The sequence below is a fragment of the Cysteiniphilum marinum genome (genome assembly GCF_014857925.1).
GTDB lineage: Bacteria > Pseudomonadota > Gammaproteobacteria > Francisellales > Francisellaceae > Caedibacter > Caedibacter marinus.
Map to the genome: position 1 here is coordinate 60055 of NZ_JACYVZ010000003.1, position 14002 is coordinate 74056.

Consider the following 14002-nt stretch of genomic DNA (forward strand, 5'->3'; position numbering starts at 1 on the left):
GGTGAGGGGAGTAATTAAAACTCAACTATTCTTTTATCATTACTAATGGTATTAAGCTAAAAATTGCTCAAAAAGCTCACAGGTATACCACACCCCAACACCACTAACCTCAGTAGGTATTGGTGCTAGCCCATCCTTATGACGGCACGAAGCCAAATCCATATGTAACCAGCGAATGTCTTTACCAACAAATTGTTGTAAGAATTTAGCTGCTAAAATATGATCGGCATTACCGGTGACATAACATTGTTTTAAATCAGCAATATCAGAGTCCAGCGCTTTAAGATAATGCTTATCCATTGGAAATGGCCAAACTTTCTCAGCACACTTAGCACCATATTTGACTAAACTTGATTGCCAGTCATAATTATTACTGAAAATTGCAGAGTATTCAGTGCCCAATGCGCGCACCGCAGCACCTGTTAATGTCGCATAATCAATAATCATTTCAGGTTTATCTTGGCTTGCCAAGCACAATGTATCAGATAAAGCCATGCGCCCTTCAGCATCGGTATCAACGACTTCAATGGTTTTACCATTTAATGCGGTGACCACTTCATTGGGCAGAAAGGCACGCTCACCAATGTTATTGTTGGTAATTGCAAGGTAACAATGTACTTGATAAGGGACTTGCAAAAGGCTTAATGACAGTAAGCTACCAACAGCAACTGCACTACCCATCATGTCGTCATTCATGCCATACATATATTGTGGCTGTTTTAAGCTAACACCTCCGGTATCAAAACAAATCCCTTTGCCAACAAGTGCGATTGTTTTGCTATAGTCTTTAGGTGTATACGTTAACTTCACAATGCCTGCAACTTCAGAGGCACGTGCCACCGCATTAAATGCGCCAGCACCCATTTCAGTCAAGCTTTCTTTGTCATAAAGTGTATATTGCCAATCCTCGCGTTTGGCAATATCTTCCAGTAGATTGATATAGATCTGTGGGGTTAAGTAATTGGTTGGAAAAATAGTCAGGCGACGCGCCAGTGCATTACCTTTGTGTTTCGCAAGTACATCAAGAAAATCACTTTCGCTATAATCGCCAATGATCTTGATGCTAACCTCTTGCGCCTTATGTTCGCGCTTATAATTAGGCATCTCTTCAGTATGTGCTAATAGTGTGCGCATACAAGCATCAGCAGTTGATTCGCTAGCATTCTCAGCAAGGAAAACAATATTCTTAGCCTTGGTGATATTTGCATTCTTAACTAGCTCAGATAAATCTTTAAGCCATAAATAGAGCTCGCATTCACCAACATTCTCTTTGATGATAATGTGTGTGCCTTTAGCATTAGGTAGCTGTGTGTGGTAGCCTTTTTTATATTTTGGCGCTTGAGATTGCTTGCGGGAGTAAATGAGTTCTCCTGAAGGTAAGCTTTGCCATTGTGTTTTATTATCAGCAATTGCAATAATAAGATCTGCATTATGATGGTTTTCATCAAAGTGAGCAGAAAAATGTAAGCGTGCTGATGTTAATGTATGTAATGAATGCATTGATTTAACCTTGTTGAGAAATCGTGTTAGGAAACAGTATAAACACACTTTTAGGCAGTATGAACCAGAATTACTTATTTTTCGTCACAACAGCATGGGAAACAGCAGAATTATGCTTGCAAAACTAAGATGATGGGCTAAAATAGCCGGAAGTTTAAGGGCTCTTAGCTCAGTTGGTTAGAGCAGCGGACTCATAATCCGTTGGTCGCAGGTTCGAGTCCTGCAGGGCCCACCATCTTCAAATCCTTTTCCATAAGAAAAAATCTGTAACAATTCGTCTAGATAGCGATATTATTGATTATTTTAAATCAATGGGAAAAGGCTACCAAACAAAAATTAATTCTGTCCTTAGAGAATACAAGCGCTGCCATTAAGAAAATCATCCTCGATAGTTTCCCAGTCGTTACTGCAATATCCTTGATATCCTGCATTTTGATGTTATCATATAAGATAACATTGTAAGAGGATGATCATGATGTCTTGGGTTGTGGAATTTTATTCTGGAGTTGAAAGAAATGTTTTAGAACTTCCGGATAAGCTGCAAGCAAAAATGTTAAGATTATTTGATTTAGTGGAAGAACATGGGGCGCAGTTAGGTGAGCCTCATACTAAGGCGTTAAGCAATGGTTTGTTTGAGCTGAGAGCCAAAGCATTGGAAGGTATTGCTAGAAGCATATTTTGTTATGTTGATGGTAAAAAGATAATAGTTTTGCATGTTTTTGCAAAGAAAACCCAGAAAACGCCAAAGAAAGAACTTGAGTTAGCTATAAGCCGAATGAAGGAGGTTAAAAGTGAACCTTAAACAGCTAAAAGAGCAAGCTTTTAAAAATGATAATGTCAAGCACGAATACAATAAGCTTGGTGCAGAGTTTGAGTTGATTAATGAGTTAATACATCTGCGTAAAAAATCAGGTCTTACTCAAGAGCAAATAGCTTTGAAGATGGGCACCACAAGAAGTAATGTGTGTCGGCTAGAGAAGCTTGGAACTCACCCAAAAGTCAGTACTTTAGAAAGTTATGCCAGAGCCTGTGGATTTAAGCTTGGATTCAAATTTAGCCACTTATAATTTGGTGACCAAACAAATTATCCTCAACAGTTGCCTTATCGTAACTTTTAACCTTTGACATAGCTCAATGCGTTTTTAAAGGTATGAATACCTGCTTCAGGGCGAGTTGCATGCTCACTTAGAAATCGGCGATATAGGCGTGCGTTAGGGTAACCATTAAATAAATTAAGCGTATGACGCGTAATATGATTAAGCTTGCGATCAGGTGCTTTTAGCTCTTCTTCAATATAGGGAATTAAACGCTCAGCAACTTCAAAAGGGGTAAAATCATGACTTTTCTCATTATAAAAGAGATGGTCAACGTCTTTAAATAACATCGGGTTGTGGTAAGCTTCGCGCCCAATCATCACACTATCAACATATTGTAAATGCTGATTGATATTATCTAAGGTTGTTATACCACCGTTAATGCCAATTAACTGTTTGGGGAATAGTTTTTTAATTTGATAAACCGTGTCATATTGTAAGGGCGGGATTGTACGATTCTCTTTGGGGCTTAAGCCATTTAGCCAGCCTTTTCGTGCATGAATACAAATAAAATCGGCCTTAGCATCGACAATGCCTTGGATAAAGTACACAAGCTCTTCAAAGCTATCTTTATCGTCAACGCCAATGCGACATTTCACTGAAACAGGGATGTTAACCGCTTGTTTTAAGGCATTAACACATTCAGCAACGAGCTCAGGCTTATACATCAATGATAGTCCAAAATCGCCACGTGAGACGCGATCACTCGGACAGCCAACATTCAAATTGATCTCGTTATAACCTAAGTCTTCAGCAAGTTTAGCGCAAAAGATGAGATCATTTGGGCTGTTGCCACCCAATTGTAATGTCAATGGATTCTCCTCTGGTGAGTACTGCAATAAGCGCGTACGTGGCCCATGAATAATCGCATTGGCTGTAATCATCTCCGTGTAAAGCATGGTTCTTTTGGTGATTAGGCGCATTAAATAACGATAATGCCTATCTGTCCAATCGATCATTGGTGCGATACAAAGGGTGCGATTGAGTTGTTCTATCATTGGTGTTCTATTTATTCAAAACTTAAGGGGGCTATGGTAAAACATTCCCTGTAATTGTAAATGGAATAGGTGATTTATTTGCCATAAAGACTAGTTTTATCAAATTGTATTTTATATGCTCGATGCGTTTTGGGAAAAATGAGAAATGATAAAGGGGGGCGATATGCTACTACAAGTCAATAACTTATTAACCGTTGCCATTGCTATTTTAGTACTATTGGTTGGAATTTTTATTCAAAAGCGTGTGAGTATATTAAGTCGTTTTTTTATACCTGCCCCCGTTGTCGGTGGATTGCTTTTTTCTATATTGCTTGCTGTACTTAGTTATTTTGATTATATACATATTAATTTTGATGCATCAGCTCAGAAATATTTTATGTTGATATTCTTTTCAACGATTGGCTTTGCCGCGAGTTTGCGTTTTTTGTTTATTGGTGGCAAGGCCGTATTGATCCTATTTGCCTGTATGTGCGTGCTGGTTGTTTTACAAAATAGCTTAGGTGTATCATTGGCGATGTTGCTTGATATGCCGACAGCTTTTGGTTTGGCTAATAGCTCGATTACGATGATCGGAGGGCATGGCACGGGATTGGCATTTGCTGAGACATTGCAAAGTGACTTTGGATTGCAAAATGCAGCAACGATTACAGCAGCGGCAGCAACGGTAGGGTTGATTGCAGGAAGTCTTTCAGGAGGGCCAGTTGCAAAGTTTCTCATGCGTAAATATAAGCCAGAAGTCACTGGCGAAAAAATGGATGCGGAAAGTCTTAAGAAACTACAACTACATAAACCAAGTAAGATTTCTCAAGAGGGTGTCTTTAATGCAGTGATTATGATTGCGTTAGCAATTGGTTTTGGCAGTATTTTTTCGGCATGGTTTAAGTCACTTAATATTATTTTACCGGATTATATTGGTGCAATGTTGGCAGCGGCAATTTTGCGTAATTGCTCAGATATTACTGATTGGTATGAGGTCAAGCACACTGAGTTGCAAGTCTTAGGTGCTATTTCACTTTCTATTTTTTTATCGATGGCGCTGATGCAAATGAAGTTGTTGGCACTCGTGAACTTAGCGATTCCAATGCTAGTGATCTTATTTGCACAAGTGGTATTAATGGTGCTATTTGCCATTTTTGTGATTTATAAATTATTAGGTAAGAGCTATGACGCGGTTGTCATGACTTGCGGTACAGTAGGATTGGGTATGGGAGCAACACCAAATGCGATTGCCAATATGGATGCTTTTGTTGCTAAAAATCGTCCGGCACCACAGGCGTTTTTTGTGGTGCCGATCGTGGGTTCGGTATTGATTGACTTCTTTAATGCCGGAATGATTACGGCATTTTTAAATATCTTTTAAAGGTTATTGTAAAATACTTTGATAATACCATCTTCAAGCATGCGCGCTTTAATGCGTTGTGAACGTGTCAGATCATTTAGCATAATGGAAAAACTCAATAGATGATTGCGCTTTGTTAACAGATAACCTGAAAGTGTTGAGACACCGGCTAGTGTACCCGTTTTGGCGTGAACGCGGCCTTGTAATTTTCCACCCATGCGATAAGCCAATGTGCCATCTTCACCAGAGCTAGGCAATGCACTATATAGGCGTTTGCCAATGCTGCTTTTATAAACATTGGTTAATAAGCTTACCATAAACTGAGGGGTTACCGAATCAAGCTTGGAAAGGCCAGAACCATCTTCCATATGTAGCTCTCCAGTATGCACTTTATACGTTTTGCGGATAAGGGACTCAACGGCTTTGGTGCCAACTTCATTGCTACCTTGACCTGCTTGCGTATAACCTACAGTGCGCATAAAACTCTCGGCATATAGGTTGTCAGATTTCAACAACATATGTGTAAGCAAAGCATCAATAGAGTCAGATGAAGTGCTAGCGACTTCAATTAAGCTTGATTTTCTAGGTAAGTTGCCAAATAAAGTATTGCCACGGTGTTTGATACCAACCTGTGAGATAAAATCATCAATTGTTTGTTTGGTTTTTAAGGCGGGGTTAGCAATCGCAAGATTAAGGTAAGTCTCAGCTTTCGCCGGAATGCAGCCCGAAAGATTAAGGACATTATTTCGAGTCATCTCCATATCAAACTTGCATTTGCCACGATTTTTAGCTGTTGCTAATCGAGTTGTATTGTTAATCGTAATATTGCTAGTATTCGCAATTTTTTTGACTTTGGTATTTGTGCCACTTGTGTTAACAAGCTTAATCACAAAACAATTTTTATTCATATTTAAGCTGGAAGCTGGGGCTGCAAAGCAGTAAGGTGTGTCGTTTTTTGACCAGCCGTTAGGTGTGTAATCACCGGTGAAATGATTGGCTATTAATACAACATCGCCATTAATGCGCTTGATACCATGTTGTTTGGTTTGTGAAATTAAATTATACAATGTCGCACCAGTTAGGCTTGGGTCACCGGTAAACTCAATGTAGAGATTCCCGTTTAAGGTGCCGTTTTTATATTGTGCTTTTTTATAAAAAACAGAAGTGGTGAATTTGAAATTTCTTGGCAGTGCTGTGAAGGCAGCAATTGCCGTGAAAACTTTGTTGTTACTTGCAGGTGTGAAGGGTCGGTCTTTAGCATATTGATAGAGTGGTTTCCCTGAGTTAACACGCTCAACGGCAATGCCAATAGAGGCATCAGATAAGCGATACATCTTAACAAGTGATTGAATCTCACTGCGCACGGAAGCATGCGCAAACATAATGGTGCTTATTGAAGCTAAAATAAGTAAAATAAATTTTTTCACAGTGAACGCTATTTAAAACTATCGATTTTTAACGATGTCGTCGATAATACCAACTTTTGGAAGCGAATGTCATTACTGAATTGGCATATACCGCGTGTAAATTATTTTGAGGTGTTACGTGTCAAAGAAATTTTTAATGTTTTTTGGATGGTGTATATGTATAAGCTGAAACTCACTGAGGTCATCTTGGATGTTTATCTTGGTGTCTATGACTTTGAGCAAGCGCAATTGCAACAGGTTAAGCTGGATCTAATCATTAGCTATCACAAAGTGCCAAGAGGATGTATCAGTGATGATCTTAACGAGACGATTTGCTATGCAAGTATCAATGAATTATTGCTAAAAACCGCACGGCACAAGCGTTATCAATTAATCGAGCATCTAGCACAATCATTGCTTGATGCGCTAAAAGAGATGCTCGAAGCATGTAAAGTAGATATTTACCTTGAACTGCATAAAAAACCACCGCTAGATAATGTGGCATTGGCAAGCTTTTGTGTGGAACATGTATGTCCGAGATAGTCTTGGGGCTAGGCAGTAATGTTGGTCGTAAGTTATCAAACTTGCGTCAAGCAGTTGATTTGATTGCAAAGCGTATTGGTCAGGTGCAAAGAGTCTCACCCATCTATCAAACCAAAGCGCTTTTGCCAGTTAATGCGCCACCAAGTTGGGATATCGATTACTATAATTTAGCTGTTTTGGTACAGACGGATTTAGAACCTGATGTGCTATTAAGTGAAATAAAAAGGATTGAAACAACGCTAGGGCGCGATCCAGAGCATGCTTTTTGGTCGCCACGTGAAATCGATATCGATATTTTGTGCTATGAAGATTTAAGCTATCAAAGTGAGTATTTAACGATTCCGCATAAGGAATTGTTGAAGCGTAACTTTGCATTAAAATCTTTGTTGGATGTTTACCCTTGTTGGTGTCATCCTCAGTATTCGGGTGATCTGTATCAATATATAAAAAATATAAAAAAAATGCCAATGCTTGAGTTGGCACCCTTTACCTTAGCAGGTAGTCAAATTATGGCGATTGTCAATTTATCGAATGATTCTTTCTCGCAACAAAGTGAAGAGATAGTACCACTTGAGGAGTTTGAGCAGTATATTATTGAGCTTGTTAACGAAGGTGCCGAAGTGATTGATTTAGGCGCTGAGAGCACTAAGCCGGATGTAAAGCCAATAACTGCAGAGGTGTATTGGCAAAGATTAAAGCCTTATCTAGAGATTGTCGAGTCATTGGTGAATGCGCACGTGTTACCTGTAGATCTTAAGGTCAGTATTGATACTTATCATGCTGAAGTAGTGGAGAAAACGCTGAATTACAGTTGTGTCAACATCATTAATGATATTTATGGTATTGAAGCAAATCTCATTGCTGCCTTAATCAAAGACAAAAATATTGATTATGTTTTTATGCATCAATTAGGTGTTGCCGGTGGTAAATATTTGGCAGTTGATTGTGATCCAGTATCTGAGGTTATTGCTTTTGCGAAAGAAAAAATACAAATACTTTTAGATGCGGGTATGTGCAAAGAAAGGCTTATTTTCGATATCGGCATTGGTTTTGGTAAAACAGCCTATCAAGCACAATGCTTACTTGATGCCGTTACTGAGATAAAAGAAGCGCTTGGCATTAAAATACTCGTCGGGCATTCACGTAAATCATCTGTCATGCCATATGTTGCAACTAAAGACAATGCCAAAAAGGATCTCTCTACAGCAATGATTTCGCGTGATTTGATGAAAAAAGATGTTGATTATCTGCGCGTGCATAATGTTCGATTAACTGCGATAGCGAAGCATATTTAATGGCGGAAGGTCACTGCATTTAGCAAATAGTTATGTTACACTTTTGCCCGCAAACATTATTAACTTTTGGAAGGCAGATGAATTCAAACATAACTCTTGCAAATGCTATTCGTTTTCTCTCAATGGACGCTGTACAGAAAGCAAAATCAGGACACCCAGGTATGCCGATGGGCATGGCAGATATCGCGACAGTACTGTGGCGTAAATATCTAAAACATAATCCTAAAAACCCACATTGGCTTAATCGTGACCGCTTTGTGTTATCAAATGGTCATGGCTCAATGTTATTATATTCTTTATTGCATTTGACAGGTTATGATTTATCAGTTGATGACTTAAAGAATTTCAGACAACTGCATTCAAAAACACCAGGGCATCCTGAATATGGTTACGCGCCAGGTATTGAGACAACAACCGGCCCTTTGGGACAAGGTATTGCAAATGCCGTTGGTATGGCGCTGGCAGAAAAGCTATTAGCCGATAGCTATAATCAACCGGCACATGAGATTATTAATCACTTTACCTATGTATTTATGGGTGATGGTTGTTTAATGGAAGGCGTGTCACATGAAGTAAGTTCTTTAGCAGGCACGTTGAAGTTAGGCAAATTAATCGCTTTTTGGGATGATAATAGTATTTCGATCGATGGAGATGTAAAGGGTTGGTTTACCGAAGATGTTGCTAAGCGCTATGAAGCTTATGGTTGGCAGGTTATTACGCATGTCGATGGCCATGATTTTGACGCCATTGATGCAGCTATTGCTAAGGCGCAAGCGGAAAGCTCAAAACCAACATTGATTTGTTGCAAAACCAAGATTGGTCAAGGCTCACCAAATAAAGCAGGTAGCCATAGTGTGCACGGTGCACCTTTGGGTGATGAGGAGATTATCAATACTCGTAAGGCGCTTGATTGGCATCATGCGCCTTTTGAAATTCCAAGTGATATTTATGCAGATTGGTCAGATGTTGAAAAAGGTTCAACATCAGAGCAGAACTGGAATGAACAGTTTGCTGAATATCAAAAAGCGTATCCTAATGAGTTTAATGAATTAAATGCGCGTTTAAGCAAAAGTTTACCGCAAGACTTTGGTGGATTGATAAATGACTATATCAATAAGCTGCTGAATGACAAGCCAACGGTAGCAACGCGCAAAGCATCACAGATGGCATTAGAGGAAATCTGTAAAATATTACCGGATATGTTTGGTGGTTCAGCAGATTTAACAGGTTCTAACTTAACCAACTGGTCAGGCAGCAAGTGGCTTAATAATCATGAAAAACATGCGAATTACCTGTCTTATGGTGTGCGTGAGTTTGGCATGGCAGCGATGATGAATGGCATGTCGCTTTATGGTGGCTTTAGACCTTATGGTGGTACTTTCTTGGTGTTTAGTGATTATGCGCGAAACGCCATTCGTATGAGTGCGATTATGAAGCAACCAGTGGTTTATGTAATGACGCATGACTCAATTGGTTTAGGCGAAGATGGTCCAACACATCAGCCAATTGAACATGTACCAAGTCTGCGTGTGATGCCAAATTTAAATGTGTGGCGCCCAGCAGATGTTGTTGAAACAGCGGTTGCATGGCAGTGTGCTGTTGAAGAGCAAAGCACACCATCATTGTTGGCACTTTCTCGTCAGAATCTACCAACTTTAGTGACAAGCAATACGCAAGCACAGTTGGTTAAAAAGGGTGGTTACTTATTAAGAGAAACACAAAATGCTGAGATTACATTGATTGCTACAGGCTCTGAAGTGAGTATCATGTGTGATGCAGCGGAGACATTAACCAAAGAAGGTATAGCAGTTAATGTTGTGTCTATGCCTTGCGTTGAGAAATTCATGCAACAAGATGATGGTTATCAACAATCCGTGATAAAACAAAGTATTCCTGCAGTAGTCATGGAAGCGGCACAAGGTGATTTATGGTATCGTTTATTGCCAAAGACAGGTGGAGATGTGATTGGCTTAAATCACTTTGGTGAATCAGCGCCGGCTGAAAAATTATATGAAGCATTTGGCTTAACAGCGCAAAATGCTGTGACTAAAGCCAAAGCGCTTCTAGCTAAAACAACGGTTGAAAGTTTATAAGTCATATATGGTATGACTAGTTTAAAAAAGGAGAAATGAAAGATGGCAATTAAAATTGCAATTAATGGTTATGGTCGCATCGGTCGTTGTGTATTACGTGCGATTTATGAAGCAGGTTTAACAAACGAGTTTAAAATCGTTGCCATTAATGATTTGGGTAGCCCTGAAGTCAATGTTCATTTGACAAAATATGACACAACACACGGGCGTTTCAACGCAGATGTTTCTTTACAAAACAACGAAATGGTAATCAATAACGATCGCATTAAAATCTTAGCTGAGCGTAACCCAGCTGATTTGCCATGGAAAGATTTGGATATTGATGTGGTCTTTGAATGTACTGGTTTATTCACTTCAAAAGAGAAGTGTAGCGCGCATATTCAAGCGGGTGCTAAAAAGGTTGTTATCTCAGCTCCTGGTGGCAATGATGTTGATGCAACGATTGTTTATGGTGTGAATCATGATGTATTAACTTCTGATATGACGGTTATTTCTAATGCGTCATGCACAACAAACTGTTTGGCACCTGTAGCCAAAGTATTAAACGATAGCATTGGTATTCAAGAAGGTTTAATGACAACGATTCATGCTTATACCAATGATCAAAAAATTGTTGACAGTTATCATAAAGACTTACATCGCGCACGCGCTGCCGCACACAATATGATCCCAACTAAAACAGGAGCCGCTGCCGCAGTAGGTCTAGTCCTTCCTGACCTTAAAGGGCGTTTAGATGGTTTTGCAATGCGTGTACCAACGATTAACGTATCAGTAGTTGATTTGACATTCACTGCTAAAAAGCACACTTCTGTAGAAGAAGTTAATGGTTTGTTAAAAGCCGCTTCTGAAGCAGGTAATTTAAAAGGGGTATTGGGCTATAATGTTGAGCCATTGGTATCTATGGACTTTAACCATAACCCACATCCATCAATCTTTGATGCCACACAAACGCGTGTGATTGGTAATCTTGTTAAAGTGCTTTCTTGGTATGACAATGAATGGGGCTTCTCAAACCAGATGCTAAGAACGACAAAAGCGTGGTTTGCAGCTAAGTAAAAGAAGTAAAAAAGTATTTAAGGCGTGAAGACGCCTTTTTTGTTTTTAAGGATTAATAATGAACTTTTTATCAATAACGGATGTGCCATTAAAGGGCAAAAAAGTCCTGATGCGCGTTGATTTCAATGTGCCAGTCAAAGATGGCAAAGTGACCAGTTTCGTACGCATTGATGCTGCATTACCAACCATTAAATATGCATTAGACCAAGGTGCCAGTGTGATATTAATGTCACACTTAGGGCGTCCAGAGGAAGGTCAGTATAATGAGGCGTATTCACTTAAACCTGTGGCAGAATGCTTAACACAAAAGCTAGGTCAGTCGGTAAATCTTATCAAAGACTATCTTTCTGGTGTGAACGTCAATGCCGGTGATGTCGTAATCTGTGAAAATGTGCGCTTTAACAAAGGTGAGAAAAAATCAGATGATGCATTATCACAGAGGCTTGCGAGTTTATGTGATGTCTTTGTAATGGATGCCTTTGCAACAGCGCACAGAGCGCAAGCCTCGACTTATGGTGTTGCTAAATATGCACCAGTTGCTTGTGCGGGACTTCTACTAACTGAAGAGTTAAACGCACTTAAAGCGGTGTTGAAAAGTCCACAAAAGCCATTAGCAGCGATTGTTGGTGGTTCAAAAGTATCAACCAAATTAACCGTGCTTGAGAACTTAATCGATCAAGTCGACCAATTAATTGTTGGTGGTGGTATTGCTAATACGTTTTTAGTTGCGGCAGGCTTTAATGTCGGCAAATCATTGATAGAAGCAGACCTTGTTGACACGGCGCGTGCCTTGATCGATAAAGCGCGCGCAAAGGGTGCTGATATTCCATTACCTCTTGATGTCCGTGTTGCCAAAAGCTTTAGCGAAGAGGCTAAAGCTGAGATTAAAACCATCGAATCAATTGAACCGGATGATATGATTTTAGATATTGGTCCTTTGACAGAGGTAAAACTTGCAACAACAATTGCTAAAGCCAAAACCATTTTATGGAATGGTCCAGTAGGTGTATTTGAGTTTTCAGAGTTTGAGCTAGGGACCAAAGCGATTGCCAAGGCAATTGCTGATTCAGATGCTTTTTCAGTTGCAGGTGGTGGCGATACCATTGCTGCTATTGAGAAGTTTAATATCAAAGATAAAGTATCGTATATTTCAACGGCAGGGGGTGCCTTTTTAGAGTTTATTGAAGGCAAAACATTACCTGGTGTTGAAGTGTTATGTGAACGTGCGCAAGAGGTGAAAGCATGAGAAGAACGAAAATCTTAGCAACCATAGGACCTGCAAGCGAGTCCAAAGAAGTGCTAAGTAAAATGGTCGATGCCGGATTGAATGCGGTGCGTTGCAATTTCTCGCATGGTACGGCAGATGATCACCGTAAACGTGTACAACTGATTCGTGAAGTTGCCAAAGAAAAGGGTGTTTATATTGGTGTATTAGCTGATTTACAAGGTCCTAAAATCCGAGTGGCTAAATTCAAAGATGGCAAAGTGATCTTGAAAAATGGCGATACATTTATTCTAGATGCTGAAATGGATAAGGCAGCTGGCAATGAAAAGTCAGTAGGTATTGATTACAAAGAGTTACCAAATGATGTTAAAAAAGGTGATGTCTTACTGCTAGATGATGGCAAAGTTGTACTAACAGTTGCCAAAGTTGAAGGTGCTAAAGTGCATTGTAAAATCACTGTGGGTGGCAAGCTTTCTAACAATAAAGGTATTAACAAAAAAGGGGGTGGCTTAACAGCGCCTGCCTTAACAGAAAAAGACAAAGAAGATATTAAAACAGCTGCTGCACTTGAAGTGGATTATGTGGCGGTTTCTTTCCCGCGCGATGCTAAAGATATGGAGTATGCGCGCAAGTTATTGCTAGAATCAGGCTCAGAAGCAGGCGTTGTTGCTAAGATTGAGCGCACTGAAGCTGTAGCAAATATAAAAGAGATTATTAAAGCATCCGATGCAATTATGGTTGCGCGTGGTGATTTAGCGGTTGAGATAGGCGATGAGAATGTCCCCGCAGCTCAGAAGATGATTATTCGCTTGACGCGTGAGCTTGATAAAGTCGTTATTACCGCAACGCAAATGATGGAGTCAATGATTACAAGCTCAACACCAACACGTGCTGAAGTGTCCGATGTTGCCAATGCGGTATTAGATGGTACTGATGTGGTTATGTTGTCAGCTGAATCTGCAGCAGGCGACTATCCTGTTGAAACGGTCTCTGCAATGTCACGTGTGTGTGAGGCAGCTGAGAATAGCAACTTGGTGCATATCGTCTCTAAAGATAATGTGACGCGCCACCATGATCGTGTTGATGAAGCCGTAGCGAGTGCTGCTGTTTATTTAGCAAATCATGTTGATGCTAAAGCGATTATCTCATTAACTGAATCAGGCTCTACTGCATTATGGATGTCACGTATTAATACTCATTTGCCAATTTATGCATTATCACGTAATCGTATGACTTTGGGTAAAATGACACTTTATCGTGGTGTTGTACCGATTGAGTTTGACTCAACGCGCATGGCACGCTTTTATGTGAATCGTGAGGCATCGCTTGAGCTTGAGAAGCGTGGCATTGTTAAGCCGGGTGAATGGATGGTCTTAACCAGTGGTGATCATATGGGTGTTAATGGTGGTACCAATAAGATTAAGGTTATTCAAGCCGGTAATGTGGTTTAAAT

General features: G+C 39.8%; 13 protein-coding genes and 1 tRNA gene. 11 read left to right on the plus strand and 3 right to left on the minus strand.

The window, feature by feature from the left end:
• Positions 1-51: 51 nt before the first annotated feature.
• Positions 52-1500, minus strand: a complete 1449-nt coding sequence (locus IE867_RS02840) for a M17 family metallopeptidase (protein WP_192483273.1) — start codon at positions 1498-1500, stop codon at positions 52-54.
• A gap of 158 nt (positions 1501-1658) precedes the next feature.
• Between IE867_RS02840 and IE867_RS02845 the strand changes: the two genes are divergently transcribed.
• The 4 genes from IE867_RS02845 to IE867_RS02860 all read left to right on the plus strand — a co-directional run bounded on the left by IE867_RS02845 (position 1659) and on the right by IE867_RS02860 (position 2567).
• Positions 1659-1735 (plus strand) — tRNA-Ile (locus tag IE867_RS02845).
• A gap of 7 nt (positions 1736-1742) precedes the next feature.
• The gene (locus tag IE867_RS02850; RefSeq protein ID WP_192483363.1) at positions 1743-1874 is read left to right on the plus strand and encodes a BrnA antitoxin family protein; all 132 of its coding nucleotides are present in this window, start codon (positions 1743-1745) and stop codon (positions 1872-1874) included.
• A 98-nt stretch (positions 1875-1972) separates the two neighbouring features.
• Complete coding sequence (locus IE867_RS02855; protein ID WP_225629939.1) at positions 1973-2302, plus strand: type II toxin-antitoxin system RelE/ParE family toxin; 330 nt, start codon at positions 1973-1975, stop codon at positions 2300-2302.
• Entirely contained in the window at positions 2292-2567 is a 276-nt protein-coding gene (locus IE867_RS02860; RefSeq protein ID WP_192483274.1) for a helix-turn-helix domain-containing protein, read from the plus strand. The genes IE867_RS02855 and IE867_RS02860 overlap by 11 nt, the downstream gene beginning before the upstream one ends.
• Before the next feature lie 47 nt (positions 2568-2614).
• Here IE867_RS02860 and dusA read toward each other — a convergent pair whose 3' ends face one another.
• Entirely contained in the window at positions 2615-3589 is a 975-nt protein-coding gene (gene dusA, locus IE867_RS02865; RefSeq protein ID WP_404826248.1) for a tRNA dihydrouridine(20/20a) synthase DusA, read from the minus strand.
• A gap of 166 nt (positions 3590-3755) precedes the next feature.
• On the opposite strand from dusA, the gene gltS reads away from it, so the two are divergent.
• Positions 3756-4952: a sodium/glutamate symporter gene (gltS, locus tag IE867_RS02870; RefSeq protein ID WP_192483276.1), complete on the plus strand. Its 1197-nt coding sequence runs from the start codon at positions 3756-3758 to the stop codon at positions 4950-4952.
• Here gltS and dacB read toward each other — a convergent pair.
• The gene (dacB, locus tag IE867_RS02875; protein WP_192483365.1) at positions 4949-6313 is read right to left on the minus strand and encodes a D-alanyl-D-alanine carboxypeptidase/D-alanyl-D-alanine endopeptidase; all 1365 of its coding nucleotides are present in this window, start codon (positions 6311-6313) and stop codon (positions 4949-4951) included. The genes gltS and dacB overlap by 4 nt on opposite strands.
• Positions 6314-6514: 201 nt before the next feature.
• On the opposite strand from dacB, the gene IE867_RS02880 reads away from it, so the two are divergent.
• The 6 genes from IE867_RS02880 to pyk all read left to right on the plus strand — a co-directional run bounded on the left by IE867_RS02880 (position 6515) and on the right by pyk (position 14000).
• Positions 6515-6880 carry a dihydroneopterin aldolase gene (locus tag IE867_RS02880; RefSeq protein ID WP_192483277.1) on the plus strand — a complete coding sequence of 122 codons (366 nt, stop codon included), beginning with the start codon at positions 6515-6517 and terminating at the stop codon, positions 6878-6880.
• Positions 6868-8175: a dihydropteroate synthase gene (folP, locus tag IE867_RS02885; RefSeq protein WP_192483278.1), complete on the plus strand. Its 1308-nt coding sequence runs from the start codon at positions 6868-6870 to the stop codon at positions 8173-8175. The genes IE867_RS02880 and folP overlap by 13 nt, the downstream gene beginning before the upstream one ends.
• 77 nt (positions 8176-8252) lie before the next feature.
• Positions 8253-10268, plus strand: coding sequence for a transketolase (gene tkt, locus IE867_RS02890; RefSeq protein WP_192483279.1), 2016 nt, complete (start codon positions 8253-8255; stop codon positions 10266-10268).
• A 42-nt stretch (positions 10269-10310) separates the two neighbouring features.
• Positions 10311-11324, plus strand: a complete 1014-nt coding sequence (gap, locus tag IE867_RS02895) for a type I glyceraldehyde-3-phosphate dehydrogenase (RefSeq protein WP_192483280.1) — start codon at positions 10311-10313, stop codon at positions 11322-11324.
• 58 nt (positions 11325-11382) lie between these two features.
• Positions 11383-12570, plus strand: a complete 1188-nt coding sequence (locus tag IE867_RS02900) for a phosphoglycerate kinase (RefSeq protein ID WP_192483281.1) — start codon at positions 11383-11385, stop codon at positions 12568-12570.
• Positions 12567-14000, plus strand: a complete 1434-nt coding sequence (gene pyk / locus IE867_RS02905) for a pyruvate kinase (protein WP_192483282.1) — start codon at positions 12567-12569, stop codon at positions 13998-14000. Before IE867_RS02900 ends, pyk begins: the two co-directional genes overlap by 4 nt.
• The last annotated feature ends 2 nt before the right edge of the window (positions 14001-14002 follow it).